The following is a 21,591-nucleotide window of genomic DNA, read 5'->3' as shown; positions in this document are numbered from 1 at the left end:
CTGATTTAGGAAACAAAGCCGTTTTTACCATCGGCATAATAGGAAACGACGGTTTTACCGATACCGTAAGTGATAGAGAAACCCAGACCGATAAGACCTAGATCCGTCATCGATAATCCATAAGTAGAAATCATGTCGTTTTGCGCGACATTGAAGTTCTTACGGATCAAATACATGGTTAGATAACCAATGAACACGACGAGGTAAGATTGTAGGAATGGTTTAAACCACATTTTTCTTCTAGTTTCGACCGGAAGATCCAACGTCGGTTTTCGAACCTGATCTAGGAACTTTAACATTGTGAACTCTCTTATTTTTTGTGAGGTCTGCACGGCATAATTGCGGCCATACATTGTTTGTTAGTTGACCGTGAAATAATAAGGAGTCTAAAAATCGACCGCATGAGAGAGGGTCTTAGAATAACTAGGAAAAATTCTTAGTTCAGAATTGGGAGTCAAGAAAGCGTGAACAGCATCACTTTGTTTACGGTCTGTTATGGATTGATATTACGATAACAAAAGTCACTCATTTCAGGGCTGACGAACCTTGTAAATAAACAGAAACGAGTGGATTACTTCACTAAAAAAACACCAGTATCGGTTCATCACCATAAAACTCCATGGTCATGGTGTGTCCGATACTGGTTCAGCATTCATTCTGATTAAAATAGATTCAATAGGCTTGTTACGTTTCGCGTGAATCGTACTACAGTCGCTTGCCGCTACCGTCTTCCCACATTACTTCACATTCATCTTTGATGGCAGCTTTTAATAATTCAACCAGTGGGAACGCTCGACTACCGATATTAACAGGCGCTTCAACCACCTCTTCTTCATTGTCGTCATCAGTATTTTCATGCTCTACGGACTTGCTCTGCTCTGCTGCAATAGCAGCACGTAGATTCTCCAGAGCTTGAGGAACCTCTGAAGCATCCATAGCACCTGGGATGGAGCCGCTATGCCCAAGCATCTTGATGAACTGGAGGCCGACTTCACCAAACATCGTGACACTAGCATGAGCTTTACAACTAAAGGTAATTAACATAATGAGCCTTTCTTAATTTTGGTCGTTTACAAACTATGTGGAGTAACTCTCTGGAAAGCAAGTAGATAAAGATCAAACAACGGTTACAAGTTTGATGCTTAAATCTAATCTTCTAGAGATGACCAGCACCATCGGTGATATACATCACTATTTGGAATTGATTGAACAGCCTTTCATATGAAACCTTGATAGTAGTCACACTAAATAGACATCTAAGCCTCTGCATAGCTTGTTATTTAATCTACTATTAACACCATTATCAAAAACTTTGGCACAGATCACATGAAAAGGCTCGTCGGCAGGCACCTAGAAGAAATGGCGGACATACGATCCACCCGCAAGCAAAAAATTGTCCACTCCTTTTCACTGACTGCCGCTGCGTTATTCATTTTCTATACTTGGGCTTACTTCCAAGGCCAACATTACACGCTGTCGGTTTTCGAACTGTGTTTTGCACTTATCGCTATCTCCAATGCATTTTACGTAAGAAAAGTCATTAACCCTGAGTATTCAGAATTGATCCTGAGCGGTGTTTTACTGGTTCAAGGGGTCATCCTATTTTTGTACAGTCACGCCATTCCTGACCGAATTCTTTGGCTCTACCCTATTCTGGCGGCGGTGATTTTTATCAATGACTTCAGAATTGGAATCATCTTCAGCACCTCATTTTGTTTGTTTATCAGCACCTTAATTACGGCAATGCCCAATAACTTTTCTCTGCCATTTAACAGCACACATCGGTTTATTCTTAGCCTGTTTACCATGAGCTTGGTGTGTCACACGTCCGCTTATTACTACACAAAAGCCGTCAGTTATATTCAACGCCTGTATAAAGAAGGCATTGAAGATCTCGCTTACAGAGATCAGTTAACCGGCTTGGCAAACCGTTGGAGCTTTGAACGCTGGGCGACAGAAAAACTAGCCACCGTGGATAGTGAGCGATCACTTACGGCATTGGTCTTTTTGGATATAGATGACTTTAAAGGCATTAACGACAGCTACGGGCACGATGTGGGAGACAGTGTCTTACAGCATTTTGCCAATCGCTTGAGCAACAACATTCGAACCAGAGACAGAAAAAGCCATGAATACGATTATTCCATCGCGCGCTTTGCTGGAGACGAGTTTGTTCTGATGCTCTACGATGTGCCAACTCGTAAAGATCTAGACGGCATTCTAGATAGGATCTGCGGGCTGTTCGAAAGCGGCTGCCAAACAAACGAGAGAATCAAGGAATTGACGTTAAGTGTTGGGGTTGCTTTGTATCCGCAAGATGCCCAAGAATTACATGAGCTGACGAGATGTGCTGATAAAGCGATGTATGTTGCCAAGCATTCAGGAAAAAACCGATATGCTTATTATCACGACAACCCAGTATCGACCCTGATAGAAGAACTACCAACGAGCCTTGTTAGCTCAGCACCGGATTCATCTGAACTTGAAGATTGCTTTGAAGCGAAGATCGAAGGGAACAATGTTACGCTATTAAAAACGCGCCAACGCTAGCCATTCCTATAACGGAGCGGCGCTGCTAACCTGCAAGGTACATAAGCCAAAGACTCACTAACCCGATCATAATAATCCATATGACTTGACGTGTTCGGTTTGGGTTATTCCCTTTAGGTCGCCTCACCACGGTTTTAAAAGCGGCTTGCTTAGCTGACTGAATAAACGGCGCTTCTATCTCACGTTTTTTCACGCGGCGTTTAACTGCGCTGTTTGCAACCTCTGTAAAGCGCTGGCTTTGCTCCGTTGTAAAGTCGTTATCAAAACCTATCCGACCATGCCTTTCGCCATGTTTTTGCTGAACTGCCATAGCGGCCTCCTTGGCGATATACTATCTATTGAGTATAGACATAATTTCATATTGTTACCTGTTCAAGATTTTCGAATAAGTCACTCAACGCTGTGCCATCTTCTTTTTAAATCAAATTACATAAACTACAGCTATTCAAGTTTATGAGGGTTTCAAAATGACGAATGTAAGAGCAGTAGATCATGTGATTACAGCACATGCCACCTCAGATGGTGATGGCGTCAAAATCCAACGACTCGCAGGTTTTAATAACGCACGTTTCTCTCCATTTTTAATGATTGATGAACTGAAGTCGGATGAAAGCAAAGACTATGTTGGCGGCTTTCCTCCACATCCTCACCGTGGGATAGAAACGCTCACTTACATGCTCCAAGGTCACTTCCAACACAAAGACCATATGGGGAATGTTGGAGAGCTACGCAGCGGTGGCGCTCAATGGATGGCCGCAGGCCGTGGTGTCATTCACAGCGAAATGCCAATGATGGAAGAAGGTGCGCTGCATGGTTTTCAGATTTGGATAAACCAACCTGCGACACACAAAATGCAGCCAGCTCAGTATCACGATTTCCAAAGTGAAAGCATCGCGGAGCATCAAAGTGAACAAAGTGGTTTGTTAAGAGTGATTGCCGGAGGGTTTGAACTGCACAACCAAACTGACAAGGATTCAGAGGCTTTACGAGCGCAGGGTCCATTACAGAAAACAGGTGTGCCATTAAGCGTTGCGGATTGGCGCTCTCATTCTGGGCAAAAAGTCACGTTAGGGACTAATGTTAATCACAATGCCATGACTTACGTGTACAAGGGTAGTATTAAGATCGGCGACAAAGTGATCAACCAAGGTCAACTTGCCCTGCTCACCAAAGCTGACTTGCTGTCTTTGGGTAGCTTGGAAGATTCAGGGGTACTGATTTTTTCTGGTGAACCGATTAATGAGCCGGTTGTGCATTATGGCCCGTTTGTCATGAACTCGATGGAAGAGATTGAACAGACAATTCAAGACTACAACAACGGTGTGTTTGAGACTTACTGATGTCTTGGCTTTGAGCTTTGAAGATTGAAGAGATTTTGCAACGAACAACGATTTAGTCATCCATTTGATGACTACAAAAACAAGTGACACTATCCACTGCCGGTTACTATCACTTATTTAACCACGCTCCTAGAGCGTGGTTTTTTTCTATTCAATCAGAGACAAACGATGCCCTGATTGAACAAATTTAGATCTGATTACAAATACTCACATAGGTAAGCTGTCGCTTCTTTTACCTGTAGGTCGAATGAAGAGTCACCCGCAACGTCAAAAGACTCACCAGATTGGTATGTCGTCCAATCATCATCGCCAACACGCTTTACAATCAAAGCACCTTTAACAACGGTCATCTTTTCTGGAGCCGCAGTACCAAAAGTGTACTCACCAGCCGCCATTACACCAACACTCACATCAGCACCAGACTGGTTAAACGCTAACGACTTAACGCCACCTTCAAAGTATGTGTTTTCTTTAATCATTGTACTTCCTTGTTATCTTCAAATTGCAATTATTGAGCTCACCGAGTAAGCCTATGCGTAAATTTAGGTGATAATTGTTTTAACCAATTCGAGACTTTCCTACAAGAAATAAATACGCATAGCTTAAGCATTTCTGGAGTTCGCTTTCATTGATAGCGTAAATACTGAGGAGCAAGGCTAAAAACCACTAACGCAACCACATTTATTAGAACATTCGATCCTGCTTCTAACTCTTAGAACAATTTTTGCAAACTAAGGTTTTAATTAATAGAATCTAAAACAATATCAGTCGAAAAATGAAGAGATAATGGCAAAAAAGCCGACTAAAAGCAGAGATCTATTTGCCAACTCGTTACTCTACAGCTTCCTATTAGCTGGCTTTATGGTTGCCCTCACCGCCGGCTATTTTGCTTACCAAGCCCACCAGCAATCTGTCAGCCCAAGCAACGTCTATGGCACATGGATAGAGATTGCGGCGCCACCTTACAACACCGACATCCTGACACTTTCAGAAAACGGTGTGATGATGAATCATCGTCTTATCGCTACCTCATTCGATTTTGACGGGAAGATCGTCACGATCAACACTGGCTCTGGAACCACCGTTTACACCATCAGTGGTACTTACGATTCGCCTCGCTTAAAGCGATTAGAGCCAAGCGTACCATCTCAGCAATTTATTAAAGAAGGCTACGAAGATACTGCGACTGGTGATACCCATAGTGTCATGCAACAACGACGCGCTTCCTTAGCTGAGCAATTCAAAAGATAACCCTCTTATCCATACTGCCATAAGCATTCGTCTTCAAGTTTACCCGTCGATCGACCCCGCTCGCTCAACATACTTCACTTTGTGATTCAGCTTCAATCCACAGTATTTTCTTATAGTTTGTCGCACCTTTTCATAACTTCATGTCGTGAATTTTCACTTGTGAGATTTTCCTACTGAAGGATGTTTTATTTTATAAAACATGGACTCAGCCTCTCATTCATTAAGCAACAGAATTGTAACAAGATACAATTTTTTAGTTGTCCATCGAAAACGGATTTATTTTCAGTTATGAAATTAAAACTCTCTCGAATACTGACTGGGAAGCTCCTTCAAAACTGATTGGAGCCGTTTATGGGGCCATTGAGTTCTCGTAATCTTCAAGGAATGAGAGAAATAGTATGATTCGTATAAATACCTGTGCTGCAAGCATTGCTCTAGCGCTATCTGGTACAGCATTAGCTGCTCCAACAGCACCTAGCATCGACATGTACGGTTCCAACAACCTGCAATTTTCTAAAATTGAACTCGCGATGGAAACCACCTCTGGCTACAACCAGATGGTGAAATATCACGACCAAGCGAAGGTCGACGTTAAGTTCAACCAATGGAGCGGAACGTCAGGAAACACGTACAACATCTACTTTGATGGCGTTAAAGTAGCCACTGGCCCAATCACTGGCAGCCAAACCACGGCTTCATTCGAATATGGCCAAGGCGGCTTATTCGAAATGGAAATAGAAGCGTGTGACGAAACAGGTTGTAGCAAAAGCGCACCCGCTAAAATCACGATTGCCGATACAGATGGCGCACACTTAGCGCCACTTGCGATGAATGTGGATCCAAACAACAAGTCATACAACACAGATCCAAATACGGTAGTCGGTACTTACTTTGTTGAGTGGGGTATTTATGGTCGTGACTACACGGTAGATAACCTACCTGCTGATAACTTGACCCACATCCTTTACGGCTTCATCCCAATTTGTGGTCCTAACGAATCAGTAAAATCGGTAGGTGGAAACAGCTACAACGCCCTCATGACAGCTTGTCAGGGTGTTAACGATTACGAAGTGGTGATTCATGACCCTTGGGCGGCTTTCCAGAAAAGCTTCCCTCAAGCGGGACACGAATACAGCTCACCGATCAAGGGTAACTACGCAATGATGATGGCGCTCAAACAGCGTAATCCTGATTTGAAGATCATCCCATCGATTGGTGGCTGGACGCTGTCTGACCCGTTCTTTGATTTCACAACTAAAGCCAACCGTGACACCTTTGTAGCGTCTGTTAAGAAATTCCTTAACACATGGAAATTCTACGACGGTGTGGATATCGATTGGGAATTCCCTGGTGGTGGCGGTGCTGCTCCAGACCTTGGTGATCCTGTAAATGACGGCCCAGCTTACATTGCACTGATGGCAGAACTTCGCGTGATGCTAGATGAGCTAGAAGCGGAAAACGGTCGTACTTACGAGCTCACTTCTGCGATCGGTGTTGGTCACGATAAGATTGAAGACGTGAACTACGGCGATGCTATCCAATACATGGATTACATCTTCGCAATGACTTACGACTTCTACGGCGGTTGGAACAACGTGTTAGGTCACCAAACAGCACTAAACTGCGGTAACTTCATGCGTCCTGGTCAATGTGATGGCACAGGCCTTGATGAAAATGGCGAACAGTACACAGGCCCAGCTTACACCACAGACAACGGCATCCAATTGCTACTTGAACAAGGCGTTCCAGCGAACAAACTTGTGGTTGGTACAGCGATGTACGGTCGTGGCTGGGAAGGCGTATTACCATCATCACTCACCGATCCTAGCGACCCTATGACAGGGGTGGGTAACGGCAAACTGAAAGGTAGCTCTGCGCAAGGCGTATGGGAAGATGGCGTTATTGATTACAAAGGCATTAAAGCAAACATGCTTGGAGCGAATAACCAAGGCATCAACGGCTTCGAATATGGCTACGACGAATTGGCAGAAGCGCCTTACGTTTGGAACCGCACTTCAGGTCAGCTGATCACATTTGATGATGACCGCTCGGTAAAAGCAAAAGGCGCGTACGTTCGTAGCCTTGGCCTTGCGGGTCTATTCTCTTGGGAAATTGATGCAGACAACGGCGACATCCTCAACGCAATGCATGAAGGCCTTGCTGGCGGTACAACAGATCCTGTAAACCGTAAACCAACGGCAGCTGCAGGCGCAGACCAATCGGTTGAAGGCCCAGCTTCTGTTTCTCTAGATGGCAGCGCTTCAAAAGACAGCGACGGTACAATCGCGAGCTACGCTTGGTCTCAAGTCGGCGGTACAGCAGTAACACTGGCGAACGCGAATGCGGCTGTTGTAAGCTTCGATGTTGTTGAAGTCGCTCAGCAAGAAACACTAACCTTCAGCCTAACGGTAACGGACAACGAAGGTGCTACTTCTACTGACACCGTTGTTGTAACAGTAAGCCCTAAAGATACAGGCCCAGTAAACACAGCACCAGTAGCAGTGGTTACGGCTCCGGCTGAAGTTAATGCGGGTGATGTAGTCGTGGTTGATGCTTCGGCTTCAAGCGATGCAGACCAAGACACATTGACCTTCACATGGGATGTACCTGCTGGTATTGATGCAACGGTTCAAGGTTCTTCAGTGAGCTTTGTCGCAGCGGAATACACGAAAGATACAACGCTGAACTTCTCTGTAACAGTCAGCGATGGCACAGAGACATCGGTAGCAGCTACTTCAGTGAAAGTTCTTAAGAAAACCACAGGCGGCAGTACGTGTACTAACGCTTGGGATTCAGGCGCGGTTTACACTGGTGGCGACCAAGTGACTCAAGGCGGTAAGGTTTGGGAAGCGAAATGGTGGACAACCGGTGAAGATCCAACAACGACAGGCCAATGGGGCGTGTGGAAAGAGATCGGCTCAGCAAGCTGTGCTAACTAAAAATAGGATTGAGCTAAACACCAACTAAGCACCTAAAAGCAAGGCCAACCAGATAATGTCTGGTTGGCCTTTTTAATGTTTGTTTTCTTAGCTTTGAGCTTAGGATCTTTTTACTGGCGTCCTACTGACTTGCGCTCGTTGTGCTTAGCCAATTAAGTTATCAAAGCTCTCAAACACTTGTGGGCACTTCATCACTCGCCCGTGACCTTGGCCTTGAGTCGCAATCAAGGTAACGCGACCCATTTCATTAGCTGCTCGCTGAGACACATCAAACTTAGTAAACTTGTCTTGCTCATCATGAACAATGATCGTCTGAGACTCACGAAGCGCTAGCTTTCCATAGGGATCAACAGACTGAATTGGATAGTTAAACTGCTCTTCGACTTCTCCAACTACCGCCTCAAACAGTTTCATTGAGTAACCAGAACGTGCGACGCTGCCAAATAGGTTTTCTAGATAATCCAGTACAGGTGCAATCAGCAATAGTGGCTTGTTTTCCAATTTAACGTGCTTACATTCCAACGCAGAAGCCGTGCCCATACTGTGACCAACTAAACCTGCTACTTCACCCACCGAATCGAGAACAGCTTCCAAACCATTCACAAACGCTGGGATATGACCATGTACGCCATCACTGCCACCATGAGCAGGATGATCGTAAGCCATTGCAGTAAAACCTTTAGCAGCGATGTGTTCCATTAAAGGAAAGAATTGACTCGCGGTGCCAGACCAACCATGGGTCAGTACCCAAACGGGCCCCGTACCCAAAGAGTAAGTTTTCAAAACGCCATCACGACCTTTGATTTCACTCTTAATAAGCCCTTGTGGATCCGCGTTTTTTTGCTCGGTACGCATCGGAGTGAGCAGCAGTTTACGTGCCGTTTTCTTTGCATGACTCGGCGCTAAAATGTAGTGCAGATTGGTTGTAGCGCCAATCAAGCTACGCTTGAAGCTGAATTTGTTCGATGTATTGAAATAGATTTTGTCACTCATGACCGTTCCTTGTATCGCCATCATTATTGGCGGATCGAGCTCGGCCCTAAAAATCGAACGACCGTGCTATTTGTTAGTGTAAAAAATGGCGATAGCGCTTTTTATGGCTGCTTGCCGCCACTTCTCTTAAAATTTCTTATAAGCCTTAGTTAAACAAAACTCAGATGCTTTGCGAGCTAAACCTCTTTCCAGCTAGCGATTAAGCGCTCTACACCACTCCAAAAATGAGTGTGGCTGGCTTGTTGGCCCCGTAATGAGTAGAACAAGTTCGCACTTAAGTAGAGACCGTACAACTCGAAGGTTGCCTGTTTCGGGTCTAAATCGGCTCTGAATTGTTTGCTTTCAACCGCTTTTTCTACCTGAATCGTCAAGTAATCAATCCACACTGAAATGGTTTTCTGCAGTGCCTTCTGAATCACAGAAGTTTCGCTGCCTGCATCTTTCCAAGCATCAATAAACATGCAGCTGCCTTGGAACGAATGGTTCCAGCCAAGCCAGTTATCGAGCAGTTGTTTCAGCTTGGCTTCAATATCACCGTCGCCCAACTCTCTCGCCGGAATGATGACTCTTTCAGTGAATATGGCGTTGGAATACTCGAGTACAGAGAGTTGCAGGTTTTCTTTAGAGTTGAAGTGTGCAAACAAGCCACTCTTAGACATGCCACACTGTTTGGCTAATTCGCCAATCGTCAAACTCTCAAGCCCGTTTTCACTCGCAAGTGCGAATGCATGACTCAAAATATACTCTTTGGTTATCTTTCCTTTACTCATTATTCACCAAGGATAAATCTGATACGTTATTTTTAGCACGTTCGTTCTTTTTTTCAAAGATTTTTACTTATCTATTGGGATTCAATTTCTCTTCTCAAAGAATTGTGGAAAAATGCGACAGTATTCAAAGGAAATTGAAATCGACTAACAAAGGAAAAACAATGAACACACTTTGGGAACAGTTTGCGTTTTCGGCGTCAGTAACAGGCCCTATCTGTTTAATGCTGTTTCTTGGTGTGATGCTCAAACGAATCGGCTTAATCAACGACAATTTCATTGATGTCGCATCTAAGGTGGTCTTTCAAGTCACCCTACCCGCGATGCTATTTCTGAGTATTGTTCAATCGAATCACAACTTTTCAGCCAGTAGCGCGTTAGTTGCCTTTGGCGTCATCGCTAACTTTATCTTTTTCTTGTTCACGATTTTCTCGACCAAGTTAGTATTTAAAGGTTCGAAAGATCAAGGTGTGATTGTCCAAGGTGGATTCCGCGCTAATACCGCGATCATCGGCCTCGCCTATGTAGCTAATATTTATGGTAACCAAGGCGTGGCATTGGCGGCTATCTATGTCGCATCCCTAACCGTGCTATATAACATTCAAGCCGTAATTGCACTGACACCCAAAGGCGAAGACACAGGCGCGAAAGCGATTAAAGTGATCGCTAAGTCGATTACCAAAAACCCATTGATCATCGCTATTTTCTTAGCGGTCGTCTTCTATGCACTTTCGATTCCTATCCCAAAAATGGTCACTGATGCTGGTCAATATTTTGCCAACATGACGTTGCCTTTAGCACTGCTGTGTACCGGTGGGTCGCTCGATATCAGCTCGCTCAAACAAGAAAAGTTATCGACGTGGTTTGCCTCTAGCTACAAGTTAATTGCCTCACCGTTACTGATTACATTGGCGGCTGGGTACTTAGGATTTGAAGGGCTCGATCTCGGGCTTATCTTCTTGATGAGCGCGGCACCAACGGCAGCGGCAAGCTACGTTATGGCTCGTGCGATGGGAGGAAACTCAACACTGGCGGCTAACATCATCGCGCTTACTACTGTTGTTTCTCTTATCACTTGTACTCTCGGTATTTTTGTACTTACTGCAATGGATTTAATATAGCTGCGACAGGCTTCAAAAAACCGACACTAGCCTTGAAACAAAGGTCATAAGCCTTGATTTAGGACTAACTGGTTGGGCATAAAGACTGCTAGATTTCGTAAAAATTTTACTAAGAGATCTGATATGTCTTCCGTTCAACATACGCCTTCACAACACATCGCCAGTATCGAGTTAGGCCGAGTGATTGCTATCTTGGCGATCATTGGTTTACACGGTCAAATGGCACTCACTTATTGGCAAATAGATGAAGTGCCTTGGATCGGTTATGTACTCAACCAAACCGCTCGTTTTGCGGTACCTCTGTTTTTCCTAATTTCCGGTTATCTTATTCAGCCCAAGCTGACTGCCTCCCCGTGGCAAACCGTCATTAATTACTCTAAACCACTGCTTAAGGTTTGGTTAGCATGGAGCATCATTTGCTTAGTGATGCCATTCAACCTCGCGAAGGTAGAAGAGTTTGGTTACCTAGGTGAGCGCCAAGGCTATTGGGGTTTCTTAATGAACACGCCACTTAACTCTTTCTTAGAGGGTGGATTGGTTCATTTATGGTTTATTCCCGCTCTGGTTTGTGCAGTTTTGATCATCGCTTTGATAGTCGAAATGAAACTCGACAAACTGCTATTACCAGCGGCCATTGTACTTTACGTTTATGGTGTTTTAGCGGGCAGCTACGCAACGCTAACCGGGTTAGAAGCACCTTTCTTCACGCGTAATGGCCCGTTCTTTAGCACGTTAATGGTGACCTTAGGTTTCCTTATTCGTCAGAATCAATGGAAGGTGTCATCAACTAAAGCGTTGGGGTTATTAGCGTTAGGCATGTTGATTCATTTTGCTGAGGCATCATGGCTCACCACGTTCGACGTCGGATTCAACATGAATGATTTCTTGTTTGGCACGGCGCTATGGGGGATGGGCGTGTTCATGTGGCTTTTAGCAAATCCAAACATGGGTAACTACGCTTGGGTTCGCGCCATTTCAAATCGCATGCTAGGTATCTACGTCAGCCATTTGCTGATCATTATCGTGTTGTTCAATGTCTGTGGAGTTTTAGGCATTACGGAATTGGCAAAAGACGTTACGGTATTTCTTGGCACCGTATTGTTGAGCTTCGGGTTGGTTGTTGGAATCGAAAAAACACCACTGCAACGCGTGCTGCTTCGTTAGTGTTTGTGCCTAACATCATCAGCTAAATCAGTTTTAAAGAGTCACAAAAAGTAAAGGCAAGATAACGGATTATCTTGCCTTTATTTCATCATGTCAGTAACGATACTTTCTCACTCGTTGAAGTGTTATCGGAACGCCATTGCGCCCTTACCAACACCTTCATAAGCGACGATTTGTAGTGATTGGTTCTCTGCTAGGCTCGGTTCAACTTGATCCGCAATATAGCCAGCAAGTAATTCCACCGTGGTATCTGTCGGTAAAATTTCCGTCTCACTCTTAGCAATCGCTAGCTCAAATTCGCCTTGTGGCGCGGTGTAGCGGAAGCCATAGTGACTTTCATCATTAACACTGTTCGCGTTTTCACTCAGGTTAAGTGATGAAACTGAAACTTGGTCTTCTTTAGAACCTAAATAAATGTCTTCCCAACGCTGAGCAAATGCCTGCTCGCGTTGTTCGTCGCGTTGACCATCAACCAAAATTTCAACTGGAGAACGGTGACCATGCGCGATGCGCTGGCAGTTACCATCATGCTTTTTCAAACCGTGAGTATAGTGGTAGAACGCACCATTAATGTTTTCATGGCGAAGGGTAATCTCTAACCCTGTGACGTTACTTGGAAGGTTGTCGCGAAGAATATCATAAACATGAGCGGTCACACTCTCGATGGTGATCGCTTCAGCGTCAATCAGACAGTAAGCTTCATCAGGGCAGTGCAGGTGCAGGCTCTTGTCACCGCGCAACACATCTACCTTAGAGTAACCGGCTTTGCTTGCTTGATGCACGATTGCAGAGTTTTTCATTGGCAGCAGTAAGCGGTGGTCAACATGTTGATCAACCAACTGTTTGATCTGCTTTTTGACCTTACTAAAATCCAGCACCATGCTCATTTCATTAAGTTCACCAGACATGGTGACATCTAAAATCCAACTATCTCCTACGACCCCTCTGTGTTCACAGATGTATGAAGAATCGATAACGGTAAGGTCTCTTACAAATAGGTTCAAGTTGAACTCCTTAATACTTTAATGAGATACGGGAGGCTGAATAATGCTCAGCAGGCACTTCGTCTCATTGATGTCTGATAAAATAGGACGGGCAGGATGTTACAACGAGCTAATAAAGTCCACCTTTTTACACCGTCATTCGAGAAATGAACAAACTACGCTCAATTTCCGCTAAAACATAGGCCAGCCTGATGCCAATAGCCATATTGCAGGTAGGGATGGCCAGCGCTTCACGACGCATTTTGCTTTAGCTAAAGGCGCGGCGACACTCCGGCAACATGTTGAAAAACACGTGAGAATCCTGAATAGCTATTGTAACCCACTTCATCAGCGACCCAATTGATCGGCTTATTTTGCAATAACAGAGATTGAGCAACAGAGACTCGCCACTTTTGCACATAATCTCCCGGCGTTTCACCCACTTCCCGTTTGAACGCTTCAATAAACTGAGTACGAGACATCGCGGCCAGTGACGCTATTTCGGCAAATAAACAATGCAAGGCTGCGACAAATGCCTGTGTTCCGTGTGAGCGCTAGACAAGCTCAACTCCCCCGCGCTCAATACATGAAGGTGGCCCTCTTTACCTTGTTGCGCGTTAAATGACGATACTCCACACAGGTTTCCAGAATAGAAAACGCCAGTGCGTATCGAGAAGTGTTCCATTAGTTGTGAAAGCAGATCCATGCATCCTCCGAACGATTCGCTTAGTTTTTAGTTCTTTTGTCCCTCTATAGACCGGACGAGTGGGCTAAATTATTTCAAACAAGATAACCAACACTGACAAGGAACTTGATATGTCACACATGAAATCGACCAGTCAAAAAATCACTCTAATGGCCGCGTTACTAGGCACCAGCTTTTCGTTAATGGCAGCAGACCTTGATATGAGTGTCGACAGCAATAACCTCGCAATTAAAGGCTATGATCCTGTCGCTTACTTTGCCAATGAAGGTCCAGTAAAAGGCACATCTGAGTTCACAGCGACCTATAAGAATGCGATCTATAACTTTGCGAGCAGTAAAAACAGAGATGAATTTCGAGCCAATCCAGAAGCCTATGCCCCTCAATATGGCGGTTACTGCGCGTTTGGAGTAGCCATGGGTAAGAAGTTTGAAACCGACCCTCTCGCTTGGAAGGTGGAAGATGGAAGATGGAAAGTTGTATCTGAACTTAGACAAATCGGTTCAGAAACGCTGGCTGGAGAATACACAAGAGTTCATCCAAGACGCCAACAGCAACTGGACAACCATCAAAACCGTAGAAGCCTATAAGCTCTAGCCTACAGCGCTTATCCATTGCCCAAGAATAAAACGGAAGCGACCGAACGCTTCCGTTTTCATTGGGATTTTCCCCAAAGAGGCCAACCCAAAGCGATTGGCAACACCTACTAAGTCCATTTCTATTCTATACTCCTAGCAGATAAGCTTTTCTTTTTATGGAAGAATAATGACATTACCTAAGATTTTGGTACTCGGCCTCTGCGCCCTATCGACACTGACTTATGCCAACCCATGGCAGTTCGTCAAAAGTGAAGATGGCATCATGATTGATAAAAGGCCACACAGCGAAGGCTTGGTCGAAATACGAGCACAGATGCAAACGCCCACCACTTACTCCGGTTTTTTACTGTTATTGGAAGACAGTGAGAACGTGCCAAACTGGATAGATAATGTATCGCAAAGCCGTGTGTTGATGCAGATATCTGAAGATGAAAACATCGTCTATACCCAATTCAAAGCACCGTGGCCTGCCAGAGATCGAGACATGGTGACCTACTCAAAATACAGCATTGAAGATGGTCAGTTTGTCTTGTCGATAAAGGATGCATCGAACTATTTGGCGAAAGAGTCGGGGTACATTCGAATCTACGATGTGGACGCTCTTTGGACGCTGCAACCGCTGACTAATGGCAATACCTACATCAACTACACCGCGTATGCGAACGCAGGTGGCATCTTGCCAAATTGGTTGATGAACAAGTTATCGATAGGCAGTGCACTGAGCACGTTTAAGGGGCTAAAAGAACAGTTACCAAAGTACCAAGGCCAACAGCACCCTAACCTGCCAAACGAGTCTCGCTAACGGTACAAGTCGATAAGTAAATGAACGAAGTAAGGTTAAAGATTAAGGTCTTCTAGCGAGATCGCGAGCTAAGATAAGCGCCAAGCCAAATACTTGAAGAAACAGGGCGATGTTCTTATAGAAAGCCATTTTCTCATCAAGCCTTTGGATTAACTCAACCAAGGTCAGGTTATCCAAATAGTAGTCATCGATTCGAGTTCGTTGCGCTTCTTGTGCACTGTTTATCAGCATCATCAGTTTCGGTAAGTGAGCCAAAGAGATACTTGGCACTTCGCTACTCACCCAACGCCTAAGTTGCCCACGCAGTGCTTCGTCGAGAACCGTGGTCGGCTGCACCGCTTCTAGTTTATCAAGGTGAATCAAAATCGCTTCACGCTTGCGCTCTAGGGTCTCAATCGTATTCCAAGCAAGCTGTATTGAGTACACATTGCCGTATTTGCGATCGTTGTATTCCGATTTCTCCGCTTCAATTTTGTCCAACACCAAGCTCGACATGACAATCGCCATGATGTTGAGTATCAAGCCTGCAAGGACAATCGCCCAAGCAGGAGGAAGGCGCAATGCCATAATGCTCCCTAGAACATTTTATCAAAAGGTAGGTAAGCTAAGTTTAGGACAATCAAAGAGATCATGCAGATAAGCGTTAACACCATACCCACTTTTCTGCCTTTGAAATTCTTCGCTAAGATCCCTTTAGCGTGAATCACTCGCCCCAGAATAAACGCCACACCAATGACATGAATCAGCCACACACCGGCACCATTCATCTCTAACAATCCCATCAAAATCACGGTGATTGGGATGTAATCCATCGCGTTACTTTGTGCCGAACGTGCTATCTGTAACGACTCGACACCGCCATCAGCATGAGCAACAAGATTGATTCGCCTTTGCTTGATCACCTCTATCGCTAACCAAATCATTACGACCGTCAGCAAGGCTGCGTAAAGTGCTGTAACCATCATATTTCCCTATTATTTTGTGTTTACTCAGTGTTCTTTGTTATCTGTTCGACAACACCCGCCGAGATAAAATGAAAATCGCGCCCGAGCACTTGTAAGAGATCTCTCACACCGAACGTAAGAGATCACAATCAAGCTTCGCAGAAAATTCCTAAAATACAAACCCAAGCCCTTGTTTTGTATGAATCCACGCATATTTCTTTCGATCAGCGGGTACATTTATTTCTTGAGGTGGATTGTGAGCAAAGCCTCTGCAGTGTTTAATACACATGTCGACAGGGAGTTGGCAGGAACAGGAAAAAGCCTAACGGATTAGGTATCTTCAGGATGAAGATTTGATGGCTTAGGATGAGTTATCAGCAAGGAAGTTATGCTCTAGGATAGAGTCGCTTATCAGGATGATGAGTTTGCAAGGACACCGCTAGGACGGCGATGAATTGGATAGGTTAAAGGATTTAGCCACGTCAAGGAACGATGCAGGGAGCACCAGTTACCTATTGAAAGATAAGTAACGCGCAGTAGCAGGATGGCTACGAAAAGAATAGACCCCGTTTGATGAAAGCCAAACGGGGTTTCCTTTTTTGTAACGTCTGAAAGCTGTTCGCAACTAACCGTTCAAAGTCACGTTACAAAATAATGTTCATCAAGAACATTGCACCAAAGGCATTCAATACTGAAATCGCGATCATCACTGGAATATAGCGACCTTCAATACCAATTGGTCCCATAATACGTCCTATGTATTGCACCAACAAACTTGAAGATAAACATCACAGCAACCGCTAGGCCAATTGACGAAGTTACCGCCAAAGAACCATCCATAACTGGAAGGGTGAACAGTACTGTACCTGAAGAGAAGAAGTTAACGATCGCCCCGCGCCAGCATCAGTACTTTGAAGCGACGCAATCAATGCTAAGCCTGAGTTGCCAGGAGTATCCATCAAAGCTAATACTTTCGCCACCGTCTTTCTTTTTCACTATAATCTATTGAATTATTAAGATATCTATCACACTGCACATGGTTATTTAGGTCTACTCTTTTACCCGTGTTAATAACTTATTAACTTCGGAGCGTAATCCATGTTAGGTATCCAGCTTTCTGCTGTTCTCTCTTTGTTACTCTTTTCTTCGGTAGCAGGTGCTGCCACTTCTCAGTTGGGAGAACCACTCAAGCTCACCAACTCATTCGCTGGCTACCTATCCCTGACCATTTTCGTTGTCGCCTACATCGTGGTGATGATGGAAGAGTACCTAAAGCTCCGAAAATCTAAGCCAGTGTTACTTGCAGCAGGACTGATCTGGATAATCATTGGTTTTATCTACCAAGAACACAACCTTGTTGAAGTCGCTAAGCAAGCACTCGAACACAACTTACTGGAATACGCTGAGCTGTTACTTTTCCTACTCGTCGCCATGACCTACATCAGCGCCATGGAAGAGAGAAGACTGTTTGATGCGCTGCAAGCGTGGATGGTGGGCAAAGGCTTTAATTTCCGCTCTCTGTTCTGGCTAACCGGTATTCTGGCCTTCTTTATCTCACCGATCGCCGACAACCTCACCACAGCTCTATTGATGTGCGCCGTGGTTCTGAAAGTCGCAGGATCTAACCCTAAATTTGTTAACCTAGCCTGTGTGAATATCGTGATAGCCGCTAACGCTGGCGGCGCGTTCAGCCCATTCGGTGACATCACAACGTTGATGGTGTGGCAGGCTGGTTATGTGAGCTTCAGTGAATTCATTCCCTTATTTATTCCTTCAGTGATGAATTACCTCGTCCCTGCAATGATCATGTCTTACTTTGTTCCCACAACCCAACCCGACACGGTGCATCAGCACGTTGAATTAAAACGCGGTGCAAGACGCATCGTGTTGTTGTTCATCATGACCATCGGCACTGCGGTTGCTTTCCATGCCGTACTCCACTTCCCTCCAGTAATGGGCATGATGATGGGGCTGGCGTATCTACAGTTCTTTGGTTATTTCTTGCGTAAGACCTTACCAAATTCACTGGCGAAGAAAAAAGCGGTGGCGATTGCCAACAATGATGGGGGGGCATTGAAGCGACTCGGTTCAGTCGTGCCCTTTGATGTATTTCGAAGAGTGTCCCATGCCGAATGGGACACTCTGCTGTTCTTCTACGGCGTGGTAATGTGTGTAGGTGGCTTGAGTCTACTGGGATACTTGGAGCTTGCCTCTGGCGTGATGTATAGCCAATGGGATCCAATTTGGGCCAACATCATGGTGGGGATCTTATCTGCGATTGTCGATAACATTCCGGTGATGTTTGCCGTGTTATCGATGGAACCTCAAATGTCGATGGGTAACTGGCTACTGATCACCTTAACCGCAGGCGTTGGCGGCAGCTTGTTATCTATTGGTAGTGCGGCAGGTGTGGCGTTAATGGGCGCGGCGCATGGCAAATACACCTTCTTTGGCCACTTGAAATGGATGCCAGTGATCATGATTGGCTATGCCGTCAGTATCGCTGCACACCTATGGCTTAATGGCGATCTTTTCTAATTCGGAGATCTTTTCTAGTTCGAACTGTCTTTCACAGGCTTATCTACAAGTGTCCAGACGTTACTCAATTGTATCGCTGGACATTGGTTGCAAGTTAGCATCTCGCCCTTCTGTTGAATGCGCATCACTAGTCTAGAGTCAGTTCGGCTGCTTCCAGAATTGAATTCAATGGTGATCAAGTCATCATCAACACGATAGGTTCGAGTCACGGAATTATCCGTTGTTTGATAAGTCACTTGCCCGGATTCAAAAAGTAGATAACTGTCATTATCTGCGTTCTCATACATACCTTTGAACAGAGCAAGCTGTGGAACCTCGAAAGGTCGGCTGGTATCAGTTAAACAACCTGTCAGCAATAATGCAGAGCTGCAGCCAGATATTAGTAAGGGGAATCTATTCATTTGGGCATCCTTGCCTAGAGAACATAGTCAAAGAATATGCAACCAAATCGATATTTCCCAGAAAGCGTTGATTTTAATGCAAAGTCATATTTTAAGAACCACTCGCCTTCACCATTAAGTAGTACGAGATATTCAGCCAGCATCTCGACAGGCTCATGGCTAAATCGCTTGCTAGTCTTGCTCTCTTCCCTCTATCACCAATAAGTGCTGTTTACGTTCTACGCCACCTGCATAACCCGTCAGTTTGCCGTTTTTACCAATCACACGGTGACACGGCACAATCACTGAAACCGGATTTTTGCCATTCGCCAAACCCACAGCACGAACGGCTTTCGGATTGCCTATCGCATCGGCCAGTTGTGCATAGCTCCAAGTCTCTCCATAAGGAATGGTCGTCAGCGCCTGCCAAACCGACTGCTGAAATGGCGTGCCCTTGGCTGCAATCGGCACAGAAAACTGAATAGCTTCGCCCGAGAAATAGCGATTAAGCTGCTCGATAGCCAATGCAAAGATCGGAAAGCTATCATCTTGAACACCCAACGGTTCCGGCTTGGTGGTATGTGTCTCGAACCAAAGGCCGAGCAAGCCTTCATCGTTCGCCTGTAACGTCACGGTTCCCAATGGGCTCTCATAGTAAGTAAAACGGTTGTCCATGATATCTCCTAGCTTAGTATTCCGATTAAGACTGATTCCAACAGTGGAACGTAGCGTAACTACCCCAAGGCGAAACACTCTCCGTGTTGATGGCGGGGCGATGCTCAATAAACTTCTTCACCACCAAGTCACCAACCAACAGATGATTAGGTTCGCTTAACCCGCGAAGCAGTGCATATTGAATAGTCCAAGGCCCAATCCCTTTTAGCTCAATCCATTTGGAAGGATGCTCAGCTTCATTGTCGACCATGTATTCGGCAAAACGCTTTAGGGTCTCTTTGCGGCTTCCCGGCATTCTCAAGAAGCTAACATCAGCGTCCGCTATCTGTTTTGGTGTTGGGAAGCTGGCTTTCTCATGTTCATCAGAAAGCTCTTTGACCAATAAGTTAAGCTGACCAATCGCCGCGGTTACCGAAACTTGCTGTCCTAGAATCGCTCTCACGCCTGCCTCCCAAGCACTCCACACGCCAGGAATACGGATACCACTCTTAGCCACCAAGTTAGGATCGATAGTCGTAAAGAACGTCTCAACCTTGGCAATATCGACATCAAGATCAAACATACGGCGGATATTCGCAATCAAGCTTCTTAATTGGCTTATATCATCCAACTCGAATTCAATATCCAAGCGGTTATCTTTGGCTAAAGTTGCCTTGAACCAACCCTTTGACCCGTTCACATTTACCGTGCGCTTATAATAATCTTCGCCAACGCCTTCTAAGCCCTCAATCATTCTTCGTCGATAAAACCTCAACAAGTGGTTCCAATCTAAGGGTCCATGAAAACCAAGCTGAATATGATTACTCTGAGTGTCACTTGGCTTCGCTCGCCTAATTTGGCTTGGCGAAAGCTGCAGCTCTTTTTGAAAGGCATCATTAAAACGGCGCGTACTATTGAAGCCACTAGCAAAGCCGACATCAGTAATGCTCATGCTACTGGTGTGCAGCAACTGCTTGGCAAACATCAATTGACTGTACAGGCTATATTGCTTGGGTGACACGCCGATGTAATTGTCGAATAAGGTTCGTAAATAACGATCTGAAATACCTAACCGCGTTGCAAGGTCGACGATAGATCCTGAATTCAGAGCGCCATTATCAATCAACTGCATCGCACGTAAGAAAGTGGTTTCGACGCCCTTCCAAGCCGGCGAAAAAGGTGCGCTGTCTGGTCGACAACGTAAACAAGGACGATATCCCGCTTTCAATGCTTGAGCTTGATGGGAAAAATATTCGACGTTTTCTTCTTTGGGTGGTGTGGCTGGGCAAATCGGGCGACAAAAAATTCCTGTCGTTTTCACCGCTGTAAAAAACATCCCATCAAAGCGAGCATCTCGTGCATATCGAGCCAAATGGCACTGCTCACTGGTTAAGCTGCTGTTGTGATTGATCTTTTTCGACATGCCGTACTCTTCCCACTTACCATAGCGTTTGATCCGATACCTAAAAGTTTACCGTGAACCACCATTGTCGCTAGCCACTTTCGGAAGCGAAGGTCAGATAAATCACAAAAAAGGGTTTTAATTTTATTCAATTCGACTAAATTTAACCTAGAGAGGGCATTCTTCTCACAACGTCAACGATCGGTACTTAGCACGCCAAGATGCAGAGACCTATCGAATATAAAAAGGAAAAGGCTATGGTTCTACACACATGTCGTATTGTTTTATCAAATCAACAGGTTCTCACCAGTCAATCAGTCGAGCAGTCTCTAAGCTTTCTTGAAGACAAAGCGGACAACGGGATTTCTATGATCGAGATTGACGCAACGGATGGCAATCAAATCCATTCGTACATGTCACGCTCTCTTGAAGAGTCTATTGAGAATCTAATGAACCTATAG

The 21,591-nt window shown here is 45.0% G+C and carries 21 protein-coding genes and 4 pseudogenes; 10 read left to right on the top strand and 15 right to left on the bottom strand.

Annotated features, from left to right (window positions below; all coding sequences use genetic code 11):
* Nucleotides 1–20: 20 nt before the first annotated feature.
* Together uhpT and AB4583_RS06985 are read right to left on the bottom strand one after the other, a co-directional pair.
* Nucleotides 21–299, bottom strand: a pseudogene (uhpT, locus tag AB4583_RS06990) (hexose-6-phosphate:phosphate antiporter); the annotation flags it as partial.
* A gap of 406 nt (nucleotides 300–705) precedes the next feature.
* Nucleotides 706–1,044 (bottom strand): DUF1840 domain-containing protein, encoded by a 339-nt coding sequence (locus AB4583_RS06985; protein WP_017069673.1) that lies wholly within the window; start codon nucleotides 1,042–1,044, stop codon nucleotides 706–708.
* Nucleotides 1,045–1,359: 315 nt separating this feature from the next.
* Between AB4583_RS06985 and AB4583_RS06980 the strand changes: the two genes are divergently transcribed.
* Nucleotides 1,360–2,550 carry a GGDEF domain-containing protein gene (locus AB4583_RS06980; RefSeq protein ID WP_102428138.1) on the top strand — a complete coding sequence of 397 codons (1,191 nt, stop codon included), beginning with the start codon at nucleotides 1,360–1,362 and terminating at the stop codon, nucleotides 2,548–2,550.
* Between the two features lie 25 nt (nucleotides 2,551–2,575).
* Here the strand turns inward: AB4583_RS06980 and AB4583_RS06975 are convergent, their stop codons facing one another.
* Nucleotides 2,576–2,860 (bottom strand): hypothetical protein, encoded by a 285-nt coding sequence (locus tag AB4583_RS06975; RefSeq protein WP_017061541.1) that lies wholly within the window; start codon nucleotides 2,858–2,860, stop codon nucleotides 2,576–2,578.
* Between the two features lie 157 nt (nucleotides 2,861–3,017).
* Here AB4583_RS06975 and AB4583_RS06970 point away from each other — a divergent pair, with 157 nt between their 5' ends.
* On the top strand, nucleotides 3,018–3,890 hold the full coding sequence (locus AB4583_RS06970; protein ID WP_372116903.1) for a pirin family protein: 873 nt from the start codon (nucleotides 3,018–3,020) through the stop codon (nucleotides 3,888–3,890).
* A 197-nt stretch (nucleotides 3,891–4,087) separates the two neighbouring features.
* Here the strand turns inward: AB4583_RS06970 and AB4583_RS06965 are convergent, their stop codons facing one another.
* Complete coding sequence (locus AB4583_RS06965) at nucleotides 4,088–4,369, bottom strand: pyrimidine/purine nucleoside phosphorylase (protein ID WP_017057600.1); 282 nt, start codon at nucleotides 4,367–4,369, stop codon at nucleotides 4,088–4,090.
* 307 nt (nucleotides 4,370–4,676) lie between these two features.
* Between AB4583_RS06965 and AB4583_RS06960 the strand changes: the two genes are divergently transcribed.
* Together AB4583_RS06960 and AB4583_RS06955 are read left to right on the top strand one after the other, a co-directional pair.
* Entirely contained in the window at nucleotides 4,677–5,141 is a 465-nt protein-coding gene (locus AB4583_RS06960) for a DUF2850 domain-containing protein (RefSeq protein ID WP_372116902.1), read from the top strand.
* 398 nt (nucleotides 5,142–5,539) lie between these two features.
* Complete coding sequence (locus AB4583_RS06955) at nucleotides 5,540–8,080, top strand: glycosyl hydrolase family 18 protein (RefSeq protein WP_372116901.1); 2,541 nt, start codon at nucleotides 5,540–5,542, stop codon at nucleotides 8,078–8,080.
* Between the two features lie 144 nt (nucleotides 8,081–8,224).
* Here the strand turns inward: AB4583_RS06955 and AB4583_RS06950 are convergent, their stop codons facing one another.
* Together AB4583_RS06950 and AB4583_RS06945 are read right to left on the bottom strand one after the other, a co-directional pair.
* Nucleotides 8,225–9,073 (bottom strand): alpha/beta hydrolase, encoded by an 849-nt coding sequence (locus AB4583_RS06950; protein WP_076648613.1) that lies wholly within the window; start codon nucleotides 9,071–9,073, stop codon nucleotides 8,225–8,227.
* A 176-nt stretch (nucleotides 9,074–9,249) separates the two neighbouring features.
* The gene (locus tag AB4583_RS06945) at nucleotides 9,250–9,843 is read right to left on the bottom strand and encodes a TetR/AcrR family transcriptional regulator (protein WP_372051442.1); all 594 of its coding nucleotides are present in this window, start codon (nucleotides 9,841–9,843) and stop codon (nucleotides 9,250–9,252) included.
* 161 nt (nucleotides 9,844–10,004) lie between these two features.
* Between AB4583_RS06945 and AB4583_RS06940 the strand changes: the two genes are divergently transcribed.
* Entirely contained in the window at nucleotides 10,005–10,961 is a 957-nt protein-coding gene (locus AB4583_RS06940) for an AEC family transporter (RefSeq protein WP_017072390.1), read from the top strand.
* Between the two features lie 123 nt (nucleotides 10,962–11,084).
* Nucleotides 11,085–12,125 (top strand): acyltransferase, encoded by a 1,041-nt coding sequence (locus tag AB4583_RS06935; RefSeq protein ID WP_372116898.1) that lies wholly within the window; start codon nucleotides 11,085–11,087, stop codon nucleotides 12,123–12,125.
* Nucleotides 12,126–12,250: 125 nt separating this feature from the next.
* Here AB4583_RS06935 and AB4583_RS06930 read toward each other — a convergent pair whose 3' ends face one another.
* Nucleotides 12,251–13,129, bottom strand: coding sequence for a 6-carboxytetrahydropterin synthase (locus AB4583_RS06930; RefSeq protein ID WP_029235650.1), 879 nt, complete (start codon nucleotides 13,127–13,129; stop codon nucleotides 12,251–12,253).
* A gap of 251 nt (nucleotides 13,130–13,380) precedes the next feature.
* Nucleotides 13,381–13,814: pseudogene (locus tag AB4583_RS06925) on the bottom strand (helix-turn-helix domain-containing protein).
* Between the two features lie 110 nt (nucleotides 13,815–13,924).
* Here AB4583_RS06925 and AB4583_RS06920 point away from each other — a divergent pair.
* Nucleotides 13,925–14,408 (top strand): annotated as a pseudogene (locus AB4583_RS06920) (YHS domain-containing (seleno)protein).
* Here AB4583_RS06920 and AB4583_RS06915 read toward each other — a convergent pair.
* Nucleotides 14,405–14,527, bottom strand: a complete 123-nt coding sequence (locus AB4583_RS06915; RefSeq protein ID WP_017061529.1) for a hypothetical protein — start codon at nucleotides 14,525–14,527, stop codon at nucleotides 14,405–14,407. The pseudogene AB4583_RS06920 and the gene AB4583_RS06915 sit on opposite strands and share 4 nt — an antisense overlap.
* Nucleotides 14,528–14,576: 49 nt before the next feature.
* Here AB4583_RS06915 and AB4583_RS06910 point away from each other — a divergent pair, with 49 nt between their 5' ends.
* On the top strand, nucleotides 14,577–15,212 hold the full coding sequence (locus AB4583_RS06910) for an START domain-containing protein (protein WP_372116896.1): 636 nt from the start codon (nucleotides 14,577–14,579) through the stop codon (nucleotides 15,210–15,212).
* Nucleotides 15,213–15,254: 42 nt separating this feature from the next.
* On the opposite strand, the gene AB4583_RS06905 is transcribed toward AB4583_RS06910, so the two are convergent.
* The 3 genes and pseudogenes from AB4583_RS06905 to AB4583_RS06895 all read right to left on the bottom strand — a co-directional run.
* Nucleotides 15,255–15,779 carry a DNA mismatch repair protein gene (locus AB4583_RS06905; RefSeq protein ID WP_372116894.1) on the bottom strand — a complete coding sequence of 175 codons (525 nt, stop codon included), beginning with the start codon at nucleotides 15,777–15,779 and terminating at the stop codon, nucleotides 15,255–15,257.
* 8 nt (nucleotides 15,780–15,787) lie between these two features.
* Nucleotides 15,788–16,174: an MAPEG family protein gene (locus AB4583_RS06900; RefSeq protein ID WP_004732742.1), complete on the bottom strand. Its 387-nt coding sequence runs from the start codon at nucleotides 16,172–16,174 to the stop codon at nucleotides 15,788–15,790.
* Between the two features lie 708 nt (nucleotides 16,175–16,882).
* Nucleotides 16,883–17,145: pseudogene (locus tag AB4583_RS06895) on the bottom strand (YjiH family protein); the annotation flags it as partial.
* A gap of 109 nt (nucleotides 17,146–17,254) precedes the next feature.
* Here AB4583_RS06895 and nhaD point away from each other — a divergent pair.
* Nucleotides 17,255–18,694 carry a sodium:proton antiporter NhaD gene (gene nhaD / locus AB4583_RS06890; RefSeq protein WP_017061523.1) on the top strand — a complete coding sequence of 480 codons (1,440 nt, stop codon included), beginning with the start codon at nucleotides 17,255–17,257 and terminating at the stop codon, nucleotides 18,692–18,694.
* A gap of 14 nt (nucleotides 18,695–18,708) precedes the next feature.
* Here the strand turns inward: nhaD and AB4583_RS06885 are convergent, their stop codons facing one another.
* The 3 genes from AB4583_RS06885 to AB4583_RS06875 form a co-directional block, all read right to left on the bottom strand.
* Nucleotides 18,709–19,095: a hypothetical protein gene (locus AB4583_RS06885; RefSeq protein ID WP_017061522.1), complete on the bottom strand. Its 387-nt coding sequence runs from the start codon at nucleotides 19,093–19,095 to the stop codon at nucleotides 18,709–18,711.
* 171 nt (nucleotides 19,096–19,266) lie between these two features.
* Nucleotides 19,267–19,749 carry a methylated-DNA--[protein]-cysteine S-methyltransferase gene (locus AB4583_RS06880; RefSeq protein WP_017061521.1) on the bottom strand — a complete coding sequence of 161 codons (483 nt, stop codon included), beginning with the start codon at nucleotides 19,747–19,749 and terminating at the stop codon, nucleotides 19,267–19,269.
* Between the two features lie 25 nt (nucleotides 19,750–19,774).
* The gene (locus AB4583_RS06875) at nucleotides 19,775–21,151 is read right to left on the bottom strand and encodes an AlkA N-terminal domain-containing protein (protein ID WP_017061520.1); all 1,377 of its coding nucleotides are present in this window, start codon (nucleotides 21,149–21,151) and stop codon (nucleotides 19,775–19,777) included.
* A 236-nt stretch (nucleotides 21,152–21,387) separates the two neighbouring features.
* Here AB4583_RS06875 and AB4583_RS06870 point away from each other — a divergent pair, with 236 nt between their 5' ends.
* Nucleotides 21,388–21,591, top strand: coding sequence for a hypothetical protein (locus tag AB4583_RS06870; RefSeq protein ID WP_017072361.1), 204 nt, complete (start codon nucleotides 21,388–21,390; stop codon nucleotides 21,589–21,591).

Source organism: Vibrio sp. 10N.222.49.C12 (assembly GCF_041475025.1).
Lineage (GTDB): Bacteria > Pseudomonadota > Gammaproteobacteria > Enterobacterales > Vibrionaceae > Vibrio > Vibrio crassostreae_C.
This window is presented reverse-complemented; position numbering and strand designations above follow the sequence as displayed.

Bases quoted from the DNA above. Each gene is read 5' to 3' on its own strand.
- AB4583_RS06985 (WP_017069673.1), bottom strand. From the start codon at position 1,044: ATGTTAATTACCTTTAGTTGTAAAGCTCATGCTAGTGTCACGATGTTT.
- AB4583_RS06980 (WP_102428138.1), top strand. From the start codon at position 1,360: ATGGCGGACATACGATCCACCCGCAAGCAAAAAATTGTCCACTCCTTT.
- AB4583_RS06975 (WP_017061541.1), bottom strand. From the start codon at position 2,860: ATGGCAGTTCAGCAAAAACATGGCGAAAGGCATGGTCGGATAGGTTTT.
- AB4583_RS06970 (WP_372116903.1), top strand. From the start codon at position 3,018: ATGACGAATGTAAGAGCAGTAGATCATGTGATTACAGCACATGCCACC.
- AB4583_RS06965 (WP_017057600.1), bottom strand. From the start codon at position 4,369: ATGATTAAAGAAAACACATACTTTGAAGGTGGCGTTAAGTCGTTAGCG.
- AB4583_RS06960 (WP_372116902.1), top strand. From the start codon at position 4,677: ATGGCAAAAAAGCCGACTAAAAGCAGAGATCTATTTGCCAACTCGTTA.
- AB4583_RS06955 (WP_372116901.1), top strand. From the start codon at position 5,540: ATGATTCGTATAAATACCTGTGCTGCAAGCATTGCTCTAGCGCTATCT.
- AB4583_RS06950 (WP_076648613.1), bottom strand. From the start codon at position 9,073: ATGAGTGACAAAATCTATTTCAATACATCGAACAAATTCAGCTTCAAG.
- AB4583_RS06945 (WP_372051442.1), bottom strand. From the start codon at position 9,843: ATGAGTAAAGGAAAGATAACCAAAGAGTATATTTTGAGTCATGCATTC.
- AB4583_RS06940 (WP_017072390.1), top strand. From the start codon at position 10,005: ATGAACACACTTTGGGAACAGTTTGCGTTTTCGGCGTCAGTAACAGGC.
- AB4583_RS06935 (WP_372116898.1), top strand. From the start codon at position 11,085: ATGTCTTCCGTTCAACATACGCCTTCACAACACATCGCCAGTATCGAG.
- AB4583_RS06915 (WP_017061529.1), bottom strand. From the start codon at position 14,527: ATGGACTTAGTAGGTGTTGCCAATCGCTTTGGGTTGGCCTCTTTGGGG.
- AB4583_RS06910 (WP_372116896.1), top strand. From the start codon at position 14,577: ATGACATTACCTAAGATTTTGGTACTCGGCCTCTGCGCCCTATCGACA.
- AB4583_RS06905 (WP_372116894.1), bottom strand. From the start codon at position 15,779: ATGGCATTGCGCCTTCCTCCTGCTTGGGCGATTGTCCTTGCAGGCTTG.
- AB4583_RS06900 (WP_004732742.1), bottom strand. From the start codon at position 16,174: ATGGTTACAGCACTTTACGCAGCCTTGCTGACGGTCGTAATGATTTGG.
- nhaD (WP_017061523.1), top strand. From the start codon at position 17,255: ATGTTAGGTATCCAGCTTTCTGCTGTTCTCTCTTTGTTACTCTTTTCT.
- AB4583_RS06885 (WP_017061522.1), bottom strand. From the start codon at position 19,095: ATGAATAGATTCCCCTTACTAATATCTGGCTGCAGCTCTGCATTATTG.
- AB4583_RS06880 (WP_017061521.1), bottom strand. From the start codon at position 19,749: ATGGACAACCGTTTTACTTACTATGAGAGCCCATTGGGAACCGTGACG.
- AB4583_RS06875 (WP_017061520.1), bottom strand. From the start codon at position 21,151: ATGTCGAAAAAGATCAATCACAACAGCAGCTTAACCAGTGAGCAGTGC.
- AB4583_RS06870 (WP_017072361.1), top strand. From the start codon at position 21,388: ATGGTTCTACACACATGTCGTATTGTTTTATCAAATCAACAGGTTCTC.